At 31.3% G+C, this 18,470-nt stretch carries 20 protein-coding genes; 16 read left to right on the top strand and 4 right to left on the bottom strand.

The window, feature by feature from the left end:
- Window positions 1-17: 17 nt before the first annotated feature.
- The gene (locus SBL16_RS09190) at window positions 18-1,163 is read right to left on the bottom strand and encodes a glycerate kinase (protein ID WP_317953807.1); all 1,146 of its coding nucleotides are present in this window, start codon (window positions 1,161-1,163) and stop codon (window positions 18-20) included.
- Window positions 1,164-1,309: 146 nt separating this feature from the next.
- Here SBL16_RS09190 and SBL16_RS09185 point away from each other — a divergent pair, with 146 nt between their 5' ends.
- The 3 genes from SBL16_RS09185 to SBL16_RS09175 all read left to right on the top strand — a co-directional run bounded on the left by SBL16_RS09185 (window position 1,310) and on the right by SBL16_RS09175 (window position 4,276).
- Entirely contained in the window at window positions 1,310-2,782 is a 1,473-nt protein-coding gene (locus SBL16_RS09185) for a hypothetical protein (RefSeq protein WP_107611542.1), read from the top strand.
- A 30-nt stretch (window positions 2,783-2,812) separates the two neighbouring features.
- Window positions 2,813-3,193 carry a GtrA family protein gene (locus SBL16_RS09180; RefSeq protein ID WP_011274958.1) on the top strand — a complete coding sequence of 127 codons (381 nt, stop codon included), beginning with the start codon at window positions 2,813-2,815 and terminating at the stop codon, window positions 3,191-3,193.
- Window positions 3,194-3,409: 216 nt separating this feature from the next.
- Window positions 3,410-4,276 carry a cation diffusion facilitator family transporter gene (locus tag SBL16_RS09175; protein WP_107612280.1) on the top strand — a complete coding sequence of 289 codons (867 nt, stop codon included), beginning with the start codon at window positions 3,410-3,412 and terminating at the stop codon, window positions 4,274-4,276.
- Window positions 4,277-4,428: 152 nt separating this feature from the next.
- Here SBL16_RS09175 and SBL16_RS09170 read toward each other — a convergent pair whose 3' ends face one another.
- Complete coding sequence (locus SBL16_RS09170; RefSeq protein ID WP_107612279.1) at window positions 4,429-5,007, bottom strand: hypothetical protein; 579 nt, start codon at window positions 5,005-5,007, stop codon at window positions 4,429-4,431.
- Window positions 5,008-5,437: 430 nt separating this feature from the next.
- On the opposite strand from SBL16_RS09170, the gene SBL16_RS09165 reads away from it, so the two are divergent.
- The gene (locus SBL16_RS09165; RefSeq protein ID WP_011274961.1) at window positions 5,438-6,124 is read left to right on the top strand and encodes a 2,3-diphosphoglycerate-dependent phosphoglycerate mutase; all 687 of its coding nucleotides are present in this window, start codon (window positions 5,438-5,440) and stop codon (window positions 6,122-6,124) included.
- A 210-nt stretch (window positions 6,125-6,334) separates the two neighbouring features.
- On the opposite strand, the gene SBL16_RS09160 is transcribed toward SBL16_RS09165, so the two are convergent.
- Window positions 6,335-6,448: a putative metal homeostasis protein gene (locus SBL16_RS09160; RefSeq protein ID WP_107609856.1), complete on the bottom strand. Its 114-nt coding sequence runs from the start codon at window positions 6,446-6,448 to the stop codon at window positions 6,335-6,337.
- 167 nt (window positions 6,449-6,615) lie between these two features.
- On the opposite strand from SBL16_RS09160, the gene SBL16_RS09155 reads away from it, so the two are divergent.
- The 4 genes from SBL16_RS09155 to SBL16_RS09140 all read left to right on the top strand — a co-directional run bounded on the left by SBL16_RS09155 (window position 6,616) and on the right by SBL16_RS09140 (window position 10,547).
- Window positions 6,616-8,067, top strand: a complete 1,452-nt coding sequence (locus SBL16_RS09155; RefSeq protein ID WP_119472313.1) for an MDR family MFS transporter — start codon at window positions 6,616-6,618, stop codon at window positions 8,065-8,067.
- Between the two features lie 251 nt (window positions 8,068-8,318).
- Window positions 8,319-9,119: a transporter substrate-binding domain-containing protein gene (locus SBL16_RS09150; protein WP_011274964.1), complete on the top strand. Its 801-nt coding sequence runs from the start codon at window positions 8,319-8,321 to the stop codon at window positions 9,117-9,119.
- Entirely contained in the window at window positions 9,100-9,819 is a 720-nt protein-coding gene (locus tag SBL16_RS09145; RefSeq protein ID WP_029376620.1) for an amino acid ABC transporter permease, read from the top strand. The genes SBL16_RS09150 and SBL16_RS09145 overlap by 20 nt, the downstream gene beginning before the upstream one ends.
- Entirely contained in the window at window positions 9,816-10,547 is a 732-nt protein-coding gene (locus SBL16_RS09140; RefSeq protein WP_107612277.1) for an amino acid ABC transporter ATP-binding protein, read from the top strand. The genes SBL16_RS09145 and SBL16_RS09140 overlap by 4 nt, the downstream gene beginning before the upstream one ends.
- 64 nt (window positions 10,548-10,611) lie before the next feature.
- Here SBL16_RS09140 and SBL16_RS09135 read toward each other — a convergent pair whose 3' ends face one another.
- On the bottom strand, window positions 10,612-11,856 hold the full coding sequence (locus SBL16_RS09135) for an aminoacyltransferase (RefSeq protein ID WP_107612276.1): 1,245 nt from the start codon (window positions 11,854-11,856) through the stop codon (window positions 10,612-10,614).
- A 254-nt stretch (window positions 11,857-12,110) separates the two neighbouring features.
- Here SBL16_RS09135 and SBL16_RS09130 point away from each other — a divergent pair, with 254 nt between their 5' ends.
- From SBL16_RS09130 to SBL16_RS09095, 8 genes are all read left to right on the top strand, one after another.
- Window positions 12,111-12,470, top strand: a complete 360-nt coding sequence (locus tag SBL16_RS09130; RefSeq protein WP_037535751.1) for a DUF4467 domain-containing protein — start codon at window positions 12,111-12,113, stop codon at window positions 12,468-12,470.
- A gap of 23 nt (window positions 12,471-12,493) precedes the next feature.
- Complete coding sequence (locus tag SBL16_RS09125) at window positions 12,494-13,090, top strand: DsbA family protein (RefSeq protein ID WP_107612275.1); 597 nt, start codon at window positions 12,494-12,496, stop codon at window positions 13,088-13,090.
- Between the two features lie 290 nt (window positions 13,091-13,380).
- Complete coding sequence (gene adcA / locus SBL16_RS09120) at window positions 13,381-14,931, top strand: zinc ABC transporter substrate-binding lipoprotein AdcA (protein ID WP_107612274.1); 1,551 nt, start codon at window positions 13,381-13,383, stop codon at window positions 14,929-14,931.
- A 137-nt stretch (window positions 14,932-15,068) separates the two neighbouring features.
- Window positions 15,069-15,584, top strand: a complete 516-nt coding sequence (locus SBL16_RS09115) for a YceI family protein (protein WP_053016552.1) — start codon at window positions 15,069-15,071, stop codon at window positions 15,582-15,584.
- A 158-nt stretch (window positions 15,585-15,742) separates the two neighbouring features.
- Window positions 15,743-16,222, top strand: coding sequence for an SRPBCC family protein (locus SBL16_RS09110; protein WP_053016554.1), 480 nt, complete (start codon window positions 15,743-15,745; stop codon window positions 16,220-16,222).
- A 59-nt stretch (window positions 16,223-16,281) separates the two neighbouring features.
- Window positions 16,282-16,464, top strand: coding sequence for a hypothetical protein (locus tag SBL16_RS09105; protein WP_011274973.1), 183 nt, complete (start codon window positions 16,282-16,284; stop codon window positions 16,462-16,464).
- Window positions 16,465-16,607: 143 nt separating this feature from the next.
- Entirely contained in the window at window positions 16,608-17,429 is an 822-nt protein-coding gene (locus tag SBL16_RS09100; protein ID WP_053018394.1) for a formate/nitrite transporter family protein, read from the top strand.
- A gap of 193 nt (window positions 17,430-17,622) precedes the next feature.
- The gene (locus tag SBL16_RS09095; RefSeq protein ID WP_182477424.1) at window positions 17,623-18,339 is read left to right on the top strand and encodes a sirohydrochlorin chelatase; all 717 of its coding nucleotides are present in this window, start codon (window positions 17,623-17,625) and stop codon (window positions 18,337-18,339) included.
- The last annotated feature ends 131 nt before the right edge of the window (window positions 18,340-18,470 follow it).

The following is an 18,470-nucleotide window of genomic DNA, read 5'->3' as shown; positions in this document are numbered from 1 at the left end:
GATAGTCACCTCATATTTTAAATAGTTAGTTTTAATAGTCTTGCAATATTTTCAGCAGTATGTGTCATGTTTTGTTTAGCGTTATTTAATAATGATGGCAATGATTCTGGTTGCTCAATTAAACTAAATGCACTGTCAATGCCATGCTTATAAACATCTTGGTATCCTTCGCCAAGACTACCACAAATAGCTATAACAGGAACGTGATGTTCTTTTGCTGCTTTAGCTACTCCGATAGGTGTTTTACCAAAGACCGTTTGAGCATCCATCTTTCCTTCACCAGTTATAACAAGATCAGCATCCTGCACTCTTCTCGAAAAGTCAGTTTCTTTTAATACAATATCAATACCGTTAGAAAGTGACGCATTGAAGAATGCGAGGATACCTGCACCTAATCCACCGGCAGCACCAGCACCTGGAATATCTTTAACACTTATATTTAGTTCTCGTTCTATCATATCATGATAGGTTGTAAGTGCGGAATCCAACTTTGGTATCATCTTAACGTCAGCACCTTTTTGAGGACCATAGATTTCAGTTGCGCCATTAGCACCTAATAACGGGTTTGTCACATCACAAGCAACTTCAAATGTGACGTGCTTAAGTCTTTGATCTAAGTTTGAGATGTCAATTTTTGCTAGCTCAGATAAGTAGCCGCCACCGAGTTTTAAAGGTTGATTTTTAGAATCAAGAAATTGAGCGCCTAATGCACATAACATGCCACTACCGCCATCATTGGTAGCACTTCCTCCAATGCTTAAAATGATCTTAGTAACATGATGATCAAGCGCATCTAATATTATTTCTCCAACACCGTAAGTAGATGTAATAAGTGGATTACGTTCTTCATCTGTCAATAAATCTAGTCCTGATGATGCAGCCATTTCAATGATAGCTACTTGATTATCTTGGGAACGTGCATATGAAGCTTCAATGTTTCTATGCAATGGGTCATGAACTGGAATGGTGTACGTCTTTGCATTATGCGCTTCCTTTAAAGCATCTGTTGTACCTTCACCACCATCTGCCATTGGAATAATGTCATAGTGAATATCTTCATGAAATATTTTCTTGAAACCATCTTGTATTGCTAAACCAGCTTCTTTAGCTGACATGCTCTCTTTAAATGAATCAGTGGCAATGACTATTTTTCTAAGATTCATCTTAATAGACCTCCAATAGTTTATATATTTAAAATTAGTATAAAATAATGTTTGAATGTATAATTAATAAAAAAAGAATATAATATAATTAGTTGAGCCAAAACGAGTGCTAATTTAATTAACCTTATGACATAAAGGAGTTCGACATGCATAGACTTAAACATCATGAATTTTACATCTGGATGATTGGATTGATCCTATATTATGGCTATTTAGGCTACATTATCCCTTTACATAGTACAGATTGGTTTTGGGGTAGTGGCCACGGTATGCAAGTGGTCAGTAATGCTTTTAATAATTTTAATGGCAGATACATTAGCAATTTATTAGAATTTGCAAGTGTCCATTCTATATTACTTCGTACATTATCATTTGCGTTTATATCAATCTTTATCGTGGTACTTTTATTAAGATTATTGAATCAGTTTGGTGACACAAATTATTTAATATTAAGCACTGTTTTATTATTTATTATACCCAATTCCTTGTTTGCACAAAGCTATGGTAATTTTGAATTTTTTTATACATATGTTTTTGGCACATGTTTTTCTTTATATATCTTAAGTTTTATAATAAAAATATTACTTAATAAAGATGAATATAGTCGTATAGAAGTTTTTATATTTTGGCTAATATGTATATTGGGACAGTGGTTTGCTGAGCCTTTAGCTTTTTATAATGCCAGTATATTACTTGTAGGAATGATTTATTATGCCATACGCAATCATAAGCTTTACTATAGTCTAGTGCTTGGTTGGTTGCTTTCATTATGTGGTGCGATGGTGATGCTATTAAATGATAAATATATTTATATCTTTTCAAGTGTTGAGGCATTAAGAGGACACTTAGACATGCTTGGGTTAAACCATAAGTTCGAAATATCACTTCTAAAAGATATTCCAAGATCTCTCTTTTTTAATAATATTATTATTTTATCCTTAATAGTGATTATTCTAATGATATTGCTATTAAAAAGTAGCGCGTTCTTAACTTTACCTACAATAAAGCGAATCATTTTACAAATAGGTATTTGTATTTTGCCTATATATAAAATTTTTATATATGAACCTTTTAATTTGAAACAATTGTCAGAGACATTTACGTTTGAAGTCATTAATACTCTATTGTGTCTTATAATGATGATTAGCATTGCAATTTCATGTAAGTTAGTCATTCAATTACCATATAAACGATTGTTGGTTTTTATGTCACTTGTTTCTATTCCTATTAGCGTGTTACCGGTTATTTTAATTACTGAAGTTTCAGTTCGACAATTTTATTTAGCATATTTACTTTTTATAATTGTACTTATTAGTTTAATTTCAGAATTAGGCATTTTGACGTTGAACCATTATAATCTTTTAAAAAGTTGTATACTTATCTTTGCGATTATAAATATAATTATTTTCACTGATGTACATATGCGTAGTGAACAACGACTAGAAGATGTACAATCGCAAATTGATAGCAATAAGCGTCACATCACATTATCACATTTACCTTATGAAACTTATCTATTTGAAATTACACCATCAGATGAAGCGGATTTAACTAACTTCAAAGAGTTTCATCATATTTCAGAGAAATATTCGTTTAAAATATTGCCGTTTGAAAATTAAAAAGAAAAATGACGACAAAGGAGAAAGACGATGAAATTAAATCAAACCCACTTTGAGATTATAAAATTTATAATTGTGGGGGGGATTAATACCCTTAATTATTATATTGTGTATTTATTATTATTAAAATTATTTCACGTGAATTATATGATTAGTCATATTGCTGGTTTCTTAGTAAGTTTTGTTATTTCTTACTATTTAAATTGTTATTTCGTTTATAAAGTAAGACCAACGCTTAAGAAATTTTTAAGTTTTCCATTAACTCAAGTAATAAATATGGGTATGCAAACATTATTATTATATGTCTTTGTTAAGTGGTTTCAATTTCCATCTGAAATCGCACCATTTGCAGGTTTAATTATTACTATTCCAATTACATTTATTGTTTCAAAGTGGATTTTAAAGGATTAAATGACGTGCAACTTTAGACGATTTATTTTTATAATACGAAACTTCAAATGACTTTAAAGAGTGACAATTTTATAGCTTTAGCTAAAGTAAAATTTAGGTTTTGCTAAAAATTTAATTAGATTAATTATATGGATTTTATAGAAATCAAAAAACGTTGTCATTCATATTTTGATAGTACATACTATTGATATTAAAGCATTTAAGGTGGTTAACAAAATGTCTCAAAGTGAAAATCTTAAATTGGCACAAAGAGGGGCTTATTTAAGTTTAGTAGTATACATTATTTTATCTGTTTCTAAATATATTACTGGATTTGTTTTTGATTCAGCGGCTGTTAGAGCAGATGCTTTGAATAATATGACAGATATTATTGTATCTATAGCTGTTATTGTTGGATTGAAAATTTCAATAAAACCAGCAGATAAAAATCATCCTTATGGTCATTTGAAATCTGAAAATATTTCTACGTTGTTGGTTTCATTTATTATCATGTTCGTGGGTATTCAAGTTGTGATTGAAAATTCACCTAGAATATTTACAAATGAGCACAATACACCAAATGTAGTCACAATATTTGTAAGTTTAATAAGTGGGTTAATTATGATAGGTGTGTTTGCAATAAATCAGAGATTAGCTCAGAAAACGAAGAGTAGTTCGTTAAAGTCCGCTGCAAAAGATAACTTATCAGATGGATTAGTTAGTATGGGTACGGCAATTGGTCTAGTATTTACTCAATTTGGTTTACCTATTGTCGATGTTATTTTAGCAACGATTCTAGGATTTTTAATTATTTATACCGGGTTTGGTATTTTTAGAGAGTCAATTTTCGCACTTAGCGATGGATTCAATGAACAGGATCTTGAAGAATATCGTAATGTTGTATTGGAAGTGGATGACGTCAAAGATGTGAACAATCTTAAGGGACGCTACCATGGAAGTAGCATATTTTTAGATGTTACGATTGTTGTTGATGCACATTTGTCTCTTCAACAAGCACATGATATTTGTGATCGAGTGGAGAATCACTTACATAGTAAAGGTATATCATCAGTATATGTACATCCAGAACCGGATACTATGTAAAAGTAAGATGAATAGATTCTGAACAAAAGCATTGTTAATTTTAATGATTTTTTCTGAAAATAATGATTACGAATAAAGAAGCCAGTAAATGATGTTAATTTCATTTACTGGCTTTTCAAGTTATTTAAAAATAATCTAAGTTCTGTTAAATTTTACCACCAACCGTTAGATTCACGGAAACTAATTGCAGCTTCAATTGAACCATAACGTTCTTTAGCATACGAAATCATGCCTTTTGTTTGCGTTTCGACAGAGCCATAACCCCAAGATTGATTTGTCTGTCCTAAACCATGATATTGTCCATTAGACGCATTAGGGTCTCCACCTGATTCAGGTAAGACAATTTTCTCCCATAATTGTTCTGTTCCACCAGCTGCGATAAATTGTTTGTATACTGAAGATGTACTTTCACTAGATGAGCTTTCATTAGATGAATTGTCATCACTTGAAGTGTTACTAGATGAACTATTATCGGCTGTAGATTCGGTATTACTAGATGATGTATTAGTAGTAACATTAGTTGTATTAGCTTGTATAGTTGCAGCTGATGCTACATTAGTATGTTGACTCTGATGAGATGGTTGATTGTGTTGTAATTGTGTATGTTGATTATATTGACAAGATTGATTTTGTTGACCATGTGTCATTTCACTCGCATGTGCTTGACCTGATTCTAATCCTACGGCACCTAAAGATACCATTGTCATTAATGCAAAAATTGATTTCTTCATAATAAATAATCTCCTTTAGAAATTGGTTTTTTGTAAGTAATCTAAAATTGCAATTAAATTAAGTAAAGTCATAATTACTTATCTTTTAATATCCTTTTAGATTATGCATCCCAATATGTCTTGCTGTTGATTACGGTAGATTCACTATAACACCTCATTTAATGACATAGGTTACTACAATATCAAAAGATAGTATCAAAAATGAACTGAAGGTAACGAACATGACAAACTAACGTCATTTATGCCAAAAATGGCGTGAATTTAAGATATTATGAAATTTAACGAAATAGTTTTATAATAAATGTAATAGAAAAAGAGTAGATTACTTGTTGCAAAGCATAGGGAAGTAAATTTAGAGTTAGTGATTGGTTTTAAGGCATTTTAAACAAAATCATTCAATTAAAACTAACGTATAGGAAGGTGTTTTGATATGCCAAAATTAATATTATGTCGTCACGGTCAAAGTGAATGGAATGCTAAAAATTTATTTACAGGATGGGAAGATGTTCAACTATCTGAACAAGGACGAAATGAAGCAATTACTTCTGGACGTAAACTAAAAGAAAATGGCATTGAAATTGATGTGGCGTTTACTTCATTGTTAACAAGAGCATTAGAGACAACTCAATTTTTATTAGCTGAATCAGATCAAGAGTGGATTCCAGTGCATAAAAGTTGGCGTTTAAATGAGCGTCATTATGGTAAATTACAAGGTCTTAATAAAGATGAAGCGCGAAAAGAATTTGGTGAAGAACAAGTGCATCAATGGCGACGTTCATATGACGTTAAGCCACCAGCACAAACTGAAGAACAACGCGAATCATATTTAAAAGATCGTCGTTATAGACATTTAGATCATCGTATGATGCCTTATTCTGAAAGTTTAAAAACAACGTTAGAACGTGTGGTACCTATATGGACAGATAAGATTTCTCAACATCTATTAGATGGAGAAACAGTTCTAGTAGCTGCACACGGTAATTCAATCCGCGCATTAATTAAATATTTAGATAATGTATCTGATGAAGATATCATTGGCTATGAAATTAAAACTGGTGCACCACTTATTTATGAATTAGATGACAATTTAAATGTAATTGATCATTATTATTTATAATTATTAAATTAAAGGAGTGGGAGTGGGACAGAAATTAAAATAAATTCGCTGTCCCATCCCGGCAAGGATGACTAGGTTTGAAAAAGGCTTGATTTAAGCGAATTTTCAAATCAATCAACTACTGTCATTATGGTAAAAGAAGGCTGAGACATTTTATATAGTCCCAGCCTTCTTCTTTTTAGGAGTTATTTATGGAAGAAATAGATAACATTAAGCTGATTTACGATTACGTTTGTATTGTTTAATTATTTTTAATGCACGTTTGCGAGTTTTGATATTAGGACTATTCAAATTTCGACGTGCTGTTTGTAAATCTTGTTTCATATTTGATTCCTCCTTTTTAAAAAGCATAAAGGAAAGTAAGTTAAAAGTAAATAGTAATTATTACGATTTACAAAATAATACAAACAATTTATATGAAATTTAAAAATATATATGTATAATAGGCAAATGTATCTATTGAAAGCTTAGGTAGATAGGAGGGGAATAATATGTCACATAGACAAAAATTAGCAATGATATTTACGATGTTGTTAGGTGGCTTTTTCGGGTTGTTAAATGAAACGCTACTCACTACAGCATTGCCGAGAATAATGAAAGATTTCAACATTGAGTATTCACAAGTACAATGGCTAACAACTGCATTCTTACTAACTAATGGTGTAGTCATTCCATTATCTGCATTTATTATTCAGCGATACTCAACAAGACAAGTATTCCTAACTGGAATTCTGATATTCTTTATCGGGACGATGTTAGGCGGTTTTAGTCCAAACTTCACAATTCTTTTAATCGCACGTATTATACAAGCATTAGGCTCAGGTATTATGATGCCACTCATGATGACAACAATTCTAGATGTCTTTAAACCACATGAACGTGGTAAATATATGGGAATGTTTGGATTGGTCATAGGTCTGGCACCAGCAATTGGACCTACATTATCTGGTTATTTAGTTGAATATTTTGATTGGAGATCACTTTTCCATGTCGTAGCACCGATTTCAGCAATAACATTTCTTATAGCTTTAAAAATTATTAAAAATGTTGGAACAACAGTTAAAACTCCTATTGACCTCATTTCTATAATATTATCTATATTAGGATTTGGTGGATTATTATATGGTGTTAGTTCTATTTCAAGTGATGGATGGGATGATCCACTAGTATTAATAACGATAATTGGCGGCATACTATTAGTCGGAATATTTATTTGGCGTCAAGAGAGACTTGAAACGCCATTACTAAGTTTCAAAGTGTTTAAGAATAAAGAGTTTGCAGTTGGTTTAGCGATTATGGCTGCAACAATGATTTTGATGATTGGTTCAGAAACAGTATTACCTATGTTTGTACAAAATCTATTAGGAAGAACGCCTATCGATTCAGGACTCATCTTACTACCTGGCGCAATTGTTATGGCTATCATGTCGGTTATTTCAGGTTGGTTATACGAAACATTTGGTGCTAAAGTGTTAGCAATAATTGGTATGTCTATTGTTCTTATAACGACTTCTTACTTTGTAGTCATGGACGAACATACATCTACGATAATGTTAGCAACTGTTTATGCTATTCGTATGATTGGAATTGCAATGGGCTTGATGCCAATAATGACGCATACAATGAATCAGCTAACACCAGAACTTAATGCTCATGGCTCATCCATGACAAATACCATTCAGCAAATTGCTGGTTCAATTGGAACAGCAGGTTTAATTACAATATTAAGTACAGCAAGTAAGAATTTCCAACCGACGATGAGTGATTATCAAGGTATGGATAAAAAAGAAATGGCAGGACAAATACAAATTGATGCTATGCTTCATGGTTATCATTCAGGATTTTTATTTGCCGTTATAATTACAGTCATCAGTTTATTACTTACATTTTTAATTAAAAGTAAGAAAAAGGTTAAGGCTGAAGCTAAATTACAAAATAATTAAATGAACTTTATATAGTTAAAATAAGAGATCAAGACGAACGTTGAAAATGTTTAAGCATTTTCCAAAGAAGGGATACCATAGAGGGCTCCTTCTAACAAAAACGTTCTATGTCTAGGTCTCTTTTTTATTTTATTAATATCCAAACATTCTGAACACTTAAGCAAATGTAAAATAATGTTGACTATTCCTACCCATGAGATTAGAGTTAATTTATTCTGACTAATCTAATAGGAATATGGAGGACAAGGTAGATGAAAAGACTTTTATTTGTTGCTTTAGCACTTATCTTTGTGTTGGCTGCTTGTGGTAATGGAGGATCTTCTGATAAAAATAGTGATTCTAAATCAAGTAGTAGTAACAGCGATAGTAAAACACTGAAAGTGGGTACTGAAGGTACATATGCACCATTCACGTTCCACAATAAACAAGACAAATTAACTGGTTACGATATTGACGTAATCAAAGCAGTTGCAAAAGAAAAAGGTTATAAACTTAAATTTAATGAAACATCATGGGATTCAATGTTTGCTGGTTTAGATGCGAAACGTTTTGACGTTATTGCTAACCAAGTTGGTGTAAACAAAGATAGAGAGAAAAAATATAAATTCTCTACACCTTACACTTATTCAAGCGCAGTTTTAGTAGTACGTGAAAATGAAAAGAACATTAAATCATTTAATGACGTTAAAGGTAAAAAAATGGCTCAAACATTCACGTCTAACTATGGTCAATTAGCTAAAGATAAAGGTGCAGATATTACTAAAGTTGATGGCTTTAACCAAGCGATGGACTTATTATTATCTAATCGTGTTGATGGTACATTCAACGATAGCTTATCTTACTTAGATTATAAAAAACAAAAACCAAACGCTAAAATTAAAGCAATCAAAGGAAATGCAGAACAAAGTAAATCAGCATTCACATTTAACAAAGATGTTGATGATAAAGTTGTATCTGATTTCAATGATGGACTTAAAACATTAAAAGAAAATGGTAAATTAGCAGAAATTGGTAAGAAATGGTTCGGTGAAAATGTTTCTGAGCCTAAATAGTCAACAACAACATGCATTAGATGCGGCAGGGCAAGCATTTGGACCAATGTTGGAAGGTTTATTAAAATATTCTATTCCAATAACAATAGTTACATTTATCTTAGGTTTGATTATTGCTTTATTTACAGCGTTAATGCGTATTTCAACGAGTAAAGTTTTAAAAGGTATCGCAAGAGTATACGTTTCAATTATTCGTGGTACACCGATGATTGTACAGTTATTCATAATCTTTTATGGTATTCCTGAATTAGGACGCCTAGTAACTGGTAATGCTGATGAACAATGGACATTATCATCAGTTATTTCAGCTATCATCGGTTTATCACTTAATGTTGGTGCGTATGCTTCAGAAATTATCCGTGGTGGTATTATTTCTATACCTAAAGGTCAAACAGAAGCGGCTTATTCTATAGGAATGAACTATAGACAAACGATTCAAAGAATTATTTTACCTCAAGCGATTCGTGTTTCAATACCAGCTTTAGGAAATACATTCTTAAGTTTAATTAAAGATACATCATTACTTGGCTTTATCTTAGTTGCAGAAATGTTCCGTAAAGCTCAAGAGGTAGCGTCTACAACATATGAATATTTCACAATTTATATTCTTGTAGCAGTTATGTATTGGGTAATTTGCTTCATTATCTCAGTTATCCAAAGCTTCTATGAATCATATATTGAAAGAGGGTATAACTCATGATTGAACTAAGTGGTATCCATAAATCATTCAATGATAAAGAAGTCATTAAAGGCATTGATTTAAACGTAGAAAAAGGGGAAGTCGTAACACTTATCGGACGATCTGGTTCAGGTAAAACGACATTACTACGTATGATTAATGCTTTAGAAATTCCGACTGCAGGTAATGTAAGTGTTAATGGTGAAAGTTACACCGCAAATAATAAAAAGTCTCAAATAAGCGTACGCAAGCAATCGGGTATGGTATTTCAAAGTTATAATCTATTTCCACATAAATCTGCATTGGAAAATGTAATGGAAGGATTAGTAACTGTTAAGAAAATGAGTAAAGCAGATGCGAAAGAAAGAGCAATGGGGTTACTTGAAAAAGTTGGGTTAACAAGTGTTAAAGATCAACGACCACATGCACTTTCGGGTGGTCAACAACAACGTGTAGCAATAGCTAGAGCACTAGCTATGAATCCGCAAGTTATGTTGTTTGATGAACCTACATCTGCATTAGATCCAGAATTAGTTAATGATGTATTAAGAGTAATTAAAGAATTAGCTGATGAAGGTATGACAATGGTGATTGTAACGCATGAAATGCGATTTGCACGCCAAGTCTCAAATAAAATCGTCTTTATACATGAAGGACGTATCGGTGAACAAGGTACACCAGACGAAGTATTCGAACATCCTAAGACAGAAGAATTACGTCGTTTCTTAAATGTAATTAATGAAGATTAATAATGAAAAACACTTTTCTAAAGTTCATAAAGTTGAACTTAGAAAAGTGTTTTTTGCATTATAGTTATTTACGTTCTAATAGTTGTTTAACTTTGTATGCAAGTGGGTGTATCGGTTTAATGAAATCTCCAATGTATTCGTAAACATTAGCATTGAAGCCTTTTTTAAATTGTTGCACACCATAATCTTCAGCATCTTCACTAAAGTCACCTGTAATACCGTAGAAATTATAACGATCTACATTATGTTCTTTTGCGAATTTAATCATGTCCCATTGTAAACGATATGCGCCCATATACGCATTATATTTAGGATTTGAACCACTGGATAAATAATAAACTTCGTGTTCATTATATAAGTATAAAGCCGCAGCTAGATTAAGTGTTTCGCCTTCTTCTGCAATTTTATCTTTCGTTTCAATTAATTTGCGTTCATTACTATCAACTTGTTGTTGTATTTGTGTGCGTTTATTTTTATTTTTCTTAGAGTTAGGGTTTTCCTCTAATACAGCCTCGACTTCGGCTAATTGTTCTGTCAATGAATCGTGTTTTTGTTGAAGAGTAGATAAGTAATCCTTTAAATCAATATAAGCAAGTTTAAGCATTGCATGGTCTTTATACGTTTTTTGCATTTCATAAAAGTATGGTTTATCTCTAAATTTGAAACCATGTTTTTCTTCGGCCATTTGGAATAATTCAAAGAACGTATCCGTTTCATCCATAGGTAGCGTTCTTACTTTTACGCCCATTTCATACGTTTTTTTAATGTTACGACGTGTTTGATAGTCCATTTCTTTTAATAATTGATCTTCTGACTTGTCTTTTAAATCTAAGACAGATAACCAACGTATTTGACTCATTGTGCTATAACCTGCTGTCCATCCTTGATGTTTGTAACCTAAATCTTCCAACGTTTTGATGACTGCTCGGTTATCGTAACTTTCTAAAATTTCTCCATCAGCATTACGTAGGTTCTCCAAAATATAAGGATCGACTAATACATATAAGCAATTATATTTTTTTAAATAACTTGTTAGTGATTTAAAGAAAAAGTGAACCAATTCAATATTACTGTAGTCCATGACAGGTCCACGATGTGTATAAAAGTATTTGAATACTTTTAAAGCACGTGCCTCAGTCATTAAAGTTGCAGCGATGACATTGTCGCTGTCATCTTTGACACCTACAACATGCACATCATCTTTTAATTCATTTCTGTTTTCAAAGTGAATTCGGGATTGTGTGTAATGAGAGAAATGACTGGATGTAAATTTCTCAAATTCCTCCGGTGATAAAGTTACGAATTTCATATTCATCTACTCCTCTGCGTTTTTAAGAATTATCATTTATTTTAACAAATAACTACAACTATTACACAAGATAAGTTATTAAATCACATCGTACTTTAGTTGTAGGTTAAAATATATATTTAATTTATAATAATAAATATTTTTAGAAAACTAAATTTTTATGAACTAGCGCATATTTTAAAACCATTGTATGATAGTATTTGCAAAAGAAGTATAATGATAGATAAAGAGAACTGGGCAATAGGAGTGAATATATGAAACGTATATTAGTTATGTTAAGTGTCGGTATATTATTGCTAGCAGCGTGTGGTAACGATAAATATGTCGATAAAATAGATAAAGCTGTTAAAATGCAAGATCAAAAGCAAGAACAAATGGCTAAGAATGATACAGGAGATATGGTTAAACACTTTGATAAAAAAGATGCGAATATTTATGTATATGAAGATGGTAAGTATGTTGTCTTAGCGTATAAGCCTTTAAGTAATAATGAAGAAGTTCATTACTACACTTATCAATTTGATGGTAAAAAAGCGAAACGCATTGATAACTTTGATACAAAACAATATATCGAATCACATGATGCTGATTATAAGGAAGAAAATATGAATTAATATGTTATTACAAAGGAGCATCTATGAAAAAGACAATTTTGATAATAAGTATGATGATGGTTTTAATAATCATCATGAGTGCTTGTTCTAATAACAACAAGGAAAAGCAGCCACCTAAAACTAAAAATGGCAAAATTTTAATCGTCGAGTATGGAGACTTTAAATGTCCATACTGTAAAAAAGTGGAAAAGAATGTAATGCCAACAATTAAAAAAGACTATATTGATACGAATAAAGTAGAGTATCAATTTATTAATGCTGGTTTTCTTGGTAAAGATTCTATCGTCGGCTCTAGAGCCGGAAACGCAGTGCAAAAAGTTGCACCTAATGAATACTTAACTTTTCAACGTAACGTATTCGCGAATCAAAAAGACGAGGATAAAAAGTGGTTAACAGAACAATTTCTTGATAAAGAAATTGATAAGTTAGATATTACGACGCAACAAAAAACTGACATTAAAAAGCAGTATAAGACTAAGAACAGTGAAGCTTGGAAAAAAGCAGAAGAACAAAAAGAACTAACAGAAGATAATAATATTGATACTGTTCCAACAGTTTTTATAAATGGAAAAAGAGTGAAAGATCCTTATAAAGTCGAAGAATGGAAGAAATACTTATAGTCACGATGTCATAGTGAATAACGCTGACATTCATTTTGTGTTATATTGTAACCACTAAAGAGAAGTGAAATAAATTTAATAAAGTTGATTCAAAGAAGAATTGTAGTGTACTTCACTATGATTCTTCTTTTTTTAAATTTAGAAAGGTAGTAACTTAATTAATGATAGATATTTTTAATAAAAGATGGTTTTTATTAAATTGAAATAAAAAACATTAAAAAACTATTGTAATTTTATACAAATAAAGTTATACTTTTAAATCGTAATTATTACTATTTAGGAGGTATAAAATGAAACGCTTTTTAAGTCTTACTGTTTTAATAACTATTATTGCATTTATATTAGTCGCTTGTGGAAAGGAAGATCGTTCTAATAAAGATTCTAAAGGTGATAACAAAATGAATGTGTCTACAACTGTATATCCTTTGCAATCCTTTATAGAGGAAATAGGTGGTAATCATGTCAATGTATCGTCTATTTATCCTGCTGGTACAGACCTACATGATTATGAACCAACTCAGAAAGACATGCTAAAGGTTAATCAATCTGATTTATTTGTATATACAGGTGATGATTTAGATCCAGTCGCTAAGAAAGTTGCAGCCACAATTAAAAATGATAAAAAGAAAGTTTCATTACAAGATAAACTAGATCAATCAACACTACTAACAGATCAACACGAACACGGTGATGAAGAACACGAGGATTCACATGGACACGAACACCATCATCATGGCGGATATGATCCACACGTATGGTTAGATCCTGAGAAAAATAAAATCTTTGCTAAAGAAATTAAAAATCAGTTAGTAGCTAAAGATCCAAAGCATAAAAATGAATATGAGAAAAATTTTAAAAAATTAGAGAAATCGTTAGATGACATTGACAATAAATTAAAAGACATTACTAAAGATAAACAAGGTAATGCTGTATTTATTTCACATGAATCTTTAGGTTATCTCGCTGATCGCTATGGTTTTGTTCAAAAGGGAATTCAAAATATGAACGCTGAAGACCCTTCTCAAAAAGCACTTACACAATTAGTTAAAGAGATTAATGATAAAAATGTTAAATACATATTATATGAAGATAATGTTGCCAATAAAGTGACTGAGACAATCAGAAAAGAAACCAACGCCAAGCCATTAAAATTCTATAATATGGAGTCACTAAATAAAGAACTATCTAAAGACACATCAATGAATTATCAAACTTTAATGAACAAAAATATTGAAGCTTTAGATAAAGCATTGGATTCCAATATTAAAGTACAAGATGACAAAGCTGAACATAAGCATGACAAAGCAATTTCAGATGGTTATTTTAAAGATGAGCAAGTTAAAGATCGTGCGCTATCAGATTATGAAGGTGAATGGCAATCAGTTTATCCCTATTTAAAAAATGGTGATTTAGATGATGTTATGAAACATAAATCCGAAGAAGATAGCACTATGACAGCAAAAGAGTATAAAAAATACTATGAGAAAGGTTACAAAACTGACGTTTCTAACATAAATATTAAAGGTGATAACATTACTTTTGAAAAAAATGGGAAGAAGGTTACTGGAACGTATGAATATGTTGGTAAAAAAATCCTAGATTATAAGAAAGGTAATCGTGGAGTTAGATTTATTTTTAAATTGAAGCACTCTGACAAGCAAACATTACCGAAGTACGTTCAGTTTAGTGATCATAATATCGCACCTAAGAAAGCAGAACACTTCCACATTTTTATGGGTAACAACAATGAAACATTACTTAAAGAAATGGATCATTGGCCTACGTATTATCCTGCCTCATTAGATAAGGACGATATTAAAGAAGAAATGTTAGCACATTAATAAATTTAAAATTTGAGTCTTTTTACTTGTATTTTCACTTAAGTTGTTTTATTATACTAAGTATAATAATTATACAAACTATAGTACTGATTTTCAGCTACGTAGTTTCATAATTTAAATAATGGAGGTATGTACACATGGCTAATTTAAATTTAGATCCAGCACATTCAGGAGTTAACTTTTCTATTCAACACTTAGTTGTATCAAATGTTAAAGGACGTTTTAACGAATTTGACGCTAACATTTCAGGTGATTTCAATGATTTAAGTTCATTACAAGGTACTTTTACTGTTAAAGCAAATTCAATTGATACTAAAGTAGCAGATCGTGATAATCATCTTAAAAGCGCAGATTTCTTAGACGCTGAAAACTACCCAGAAATTAAATTTGAAATTACTAAAGTAGATGATAAATCAGTTACTGGTAACTTAACTATGAAAGATCAAACACATGAAGAAACTTTTGATTTAGATTATAAAGGTACTAGTTTAAATCCATTAAACGGTAAAAACACTGCTGGTTTAGTAATTACTGGAAGCCTTAACCGTGAAAAATATGGCATTACGTTTAACCAACAACTTGAAACTGGTGGTTTCTTATTAGGAAAAGACTTAAATGTTGAATTTGATTTAGAATTTCCACTTGAAGACTAATCACTAGTTATACTACTTACTAAAAATACTCATATGGCTCCCTACAAAGTAGACATTAATGAATGTAAACTTTGAAGGGAGCTTTTATATTTTTGTAATTAAAAAAAATAACTGGTAAATTCATAGAGAGCTTTTAACAAATAGATAGGGGGATTTAAATGTCAATTCAACTAAAAGATAATAAAATTATATTTAATAGAACGTTTGAGGCGCCAATAAATGAAGTTTTCGAGGCATACACTACGGAGACGTTATTCGAACAATGGTTTCATCCTCAAGGCGGTAAAACAAAAGTTTATCGTTTTAACCCAGTAGCCGGTGGTGATGCCTTCTTTGCGATAGAAATGCCGGAACAAACAAGTTACACATTGACTGAATATAAAAAGGTGGATAAACCTAATCATATTGAATACTTAGATTTCTTTGCTACATCTCAAGGTGAGAAAGATACATCATTACCTGGGATGCAAATTTTGATTGATTTCACTTCAGAATCAGCGCAACGCACGCTTGTAACGTCAACTTCTATCTTTCCAACAAAAGATGCGGCGCAACAAGCACTTGATATGGGTGTAGAAGCGGGAATGAATTCTACATTGGACCAACTTGATTCATTATTGAAACAAAAAAAGTCATAAGTATGTCAAAAAATTCAACTATATTTAAGTTATAATGTAGTTGAAATGAGGTTGATGATATGAAAGAAAGATATTTAAAAGTACTTGCTTTATTTTCAGTTAGTACATTAATACCTACAGTACTACTCAATTCAAAGGCAATTGATAATAGTGCAATTAAATATGTTTTAAGAACAGCGCTAGGCTATGGCATTTTTGCAACAGGTTTACGCTATTTATCAAGACTTAAAGCACATAAATAGTGAATTACTAAGTGAGGTAAAATCGTGTCTACATGATACGATTTTACCTCACTTTTTTTACCTAAAAAAATTTAAGCTATTCATGTTTTCTTAAAAAATATATAATTGAAACATAACTTGAAAGGATGTAGGGGGGCATACATATGTTGAAGAACAATAAAACGGTTGAGGACACCCATGCAACGCGTGATATTGTAGAAGCTGCTGTTGGGCAGGTACAGACGAAAGAAATTATGGCTACAAAAACGCCTGGTAGATATGCATTGAAAGCAATCATGTCAGGGTTTTTATTAGCAATCGTAACGGTATTTATGTTGGCAATTAAAACACAATTTGCAGGCACTAATGAAGGTTTAGTTAATTTGCTAGGTGCGATTGCATTTAGTTTAGCTTTAGTATTAATTGTGTTGACGAACTCAGAATTACTAACTAGTAATTTCATGTATTTAACAGTCGGCTGGTATTATAGAGCCATTACTATTAATAAGATGTTGTTCATTTTCTTATTCTGTTTTATAGGGAATATTATTGGTGGATTCATATTATTCTTCTTAATGAAAGGGACGCATATTATGACGCCAGAAATGATTGCCAGCTTAAGTAAGACAGTACATATGAAAACGGTAGAATCAACTTGGTTAAATATTTTAGTTAAAGCAATCTTCTGTAATTTCTTTATTAATATAGGTATATATGTGTCTATGTTATTTAAAGAAGGACTGGCAAGAGCATTCTTTATTGCTGCAGGTGTTGTTGTGTTTGTATTCATGGGTTATGAACACGTTGTCTTCAATGCTGGTTTGTACGCAGGTATGGTGTTCTATAATTTAGATGCACTATCATGGTTAGGTGTTATTAAAAATATTGTGTTTGCTTTAATTGGTAACTATATCGGTGGAGGTATATTTATTGGTTTAGTATATGCGTATTTAAATGGTTCACGTGATAGTATGAAGGCTAAGTAATCAATAATAGGGTTGTGTTATCACTAAGTTAAATGAGTAGATAGCAGAACCTTTTTTTAATGAATTAATTCAACCACATTATTGAAAAAGTTGACTAAATTATGATTAAAACATATTATTTTAATCAACATTAAAGCATTTTATGACCAAATTTTTAAAAGCACTAAAGTCTTATATAAAGGGGATGAAGCGATTGGTTGCGAATATATTAGTGGCACACGGCATGAGAAAAGGTGATCAAAATAAAGCGTTGGGGGAATTCTTAGATTGTTTATTAAGTGATGAAACGTATGAATATGAATTAGCGTTTATTGAAAGTGAAGAAAAGAGTATTGAAAACACGATTGGTCGTTTAATAAAGCAAGGTGAAACTCAATTTAAAGTTGTACCTCTTTTGATCTTTTCGGCAATGCATTATATCGTTGATGTTCCTGAAATTTTATCAAAAATCAAAAAAGATCATCCTGAAATAAGTTACGAAATTAGTGAACCGCTTGGTACGCATGACTATATGGTAGATTTAGTTGAAAAACGTATTCAAGATGTTGAAATTTCTACCTCCTCTAATTATGCGATTGTATTAATCGCACATGGTAGTTTCTCATATACGAAAGCACATGATGAGTTAAAGGAATTTAGTGAAAAAATGAATCAACCTGTACCTATCTATTGTCGTACGCTATATGGTGACATCACTTTTAGAAATGACTTGGATCAACTTTCGAATGAGTATGATGAACTTATTGTAGTGCCAATGTTTTTATATGATGGGCGACTAGTAAACAAAGTAAAACGACTCATTTCAGAAATGGATATACAGGGTACGCTACACATTACACCGTCTATTAATTTCGATAACATATTAAAGGGAATTATTAGTGAACGTTTAAAGCAATTAACATTTAATTAGGATTTATAAGCTGAGGCACAATGTTGTCTCAGTTTTTTATTGTATTTGGACAAATTATTGAACGTATTAGGGAATTCCCTGATTTTTAATTTATTTGTGAAAATCATCACATTTGAAGTGGAATCTGTTAT

Source organism: Staphylococcus sp. NWU MK-U1, assembly GCF_033283505.1.
Taxonomy (GTDB): domain Bacteria; phylum Bacillota; class Bacilli; order Staphylococcales; family Staphylococcaceae; genus Staphylococcus; species Staphylococcus haemolyticus.
Note: the sequence above shows the minus strand (reverse complement) of the source record. Positions and strands in the feature narration are given on the sequence as shown.

What these genes read in the sequence shown, in the direction of transcription:
- SBL16_RS09180 (WP_011274958.1), top strand. Translation starts at nt 2,813, where the DNA reads ATGAAATTAAATCAAACCCACTTTGAGATTATAAAATTTATAATTGTG.
- SBL16_RS09175 (WP_107612280.1), top strand. Translation starts at nt 3,410, where the DNA reads ATGTCTCAAAGTGAAAATCTTAAATTGGCACAAAGAGGGGCTTATTTA.
- adcA (WP_107612274.1), top strand. Translation starts at nt 13,381, where the DNA reads ATGAAACGCTTTTTAAGTCTTACTGTTTTAATAACTATTATTGCATTT.
- SBL16_RS09125 (WP_107612275.1), top strand. Translation starts at nt 12,494, where the DNA reads ATGAAAAAGACAATTTTGATAATAAGTATGATGATGGTTTTAATAATC.
- SBL16_RS09155 (WP_119472313.1), top strand. Translation starts at nt 6,616, where the DNA reads ATGTCACATAGACAAAAATTAGCAATGATATTTACGATGTTGTTAGGT.
- SBL16_RS09140 (WP_107612277.1), top strand. Translation starts at nt 9,816, where the DNA reads ATGATTGAACTAAGTGGTATCCATAAATCATTCAATGATAAAGAAGTC.
- SBL16_RS09135 (WP_107612276.1), bottom strand. Translation starts at nt 11,856, where the DNA reads ATGAAATTCGTAACTTTATCACCGGAGGAATTTGAGAAATTTACATCC.
- SBL16_RS09150 (WP_011274964.1), top strand. Translation starts at nt 8,319, where the DNA reads ATGAAAAGACTTTTATTTGTTGCTTTAGCACTTATCTTTGTGTTGGCT.
- SBL16_RS09100 (WP_053018394.1), top strand. Translation starts at nt 16,608, where the DNA reads ATGTTGAAGAACAATAAAACGGTTGAGGACACCCATGCAACGCGTGAT.
- SBL16_RS09130 (WP_037535751.1), top strand. Translation starts at nt 12,111, where the DNA reads ATGAAACGTATATTAGTTATGTTAAGTGTCGGTATATTATTGCTAGCA.
- SBL16_RS09190 (WP_317953807.1), bottom strand. Translation starts at nt 1,163, where the DNA reads ATGAATCTTAGAAAAATAGTCATTGCCACTGATTCATTTAAAGAGAGC.
- SBL16_RS09185 (WP_107611542.1), top strand. Translation starts at nt 1,310, where the DNA reads ATGCATAGACTTAAACATCATGAATTTTACATCTGGATGATTGGATTG.
- SBL16_RS09110 (WP_053016554.1), top strand. Translation starts at nt 15,743, where the DNA reads ATGTCAATTCAACTAAAAGATAATAAAATTATATTTAATAGAACGTTT.
- SBL16_RS09145 (WP_029376620.1), top strand. Translation starts at nt 9,100, where the DNA reads ATGTTTCTGAGCCTAAATAGTCAACAACAACATGCATTAGATGCGGCA.
- SBL16_RS09105 (WP_011274973.1), top strand. Translation starts at nt 16,282, where the DNA reads ATGAAAGAAAGATATTTAAAAGTACTTGCTTTATTTTCAGTTAGTACA.
- SBL16_RS09115 (WP_053016552.1), top strand. Translation starts at nt 15,069, where the DNA reads ATGGCTAATTTAAATTTAGATCCAGCACATTCAGGAGTTAACTTTTCT.
- SBL16_RS09165 (WP_011274961.1), top strand. Translation starts at nt 5,438, where the DNA reads ATGCCAAAATTAATATTATGTCGTCACGGTCAAAGTGAATGGAATGCT.
- SBL16_RS09160 (WP_107609856.1), bottom strand. Translation starts at nt 6,448, where the DNA reads ATGAAACAAGATTTACAAACAGCACGTCGAAATTTGAATAGTCCTAAT.
- SBL16_RS09170 (WP_107612279.1), bottom strand. Translation starts at nt 5,007, where the DNA reads ATGAAGAAATCAATTTTTGCATTAATGACAATGGTATCTTTAGGTGCC.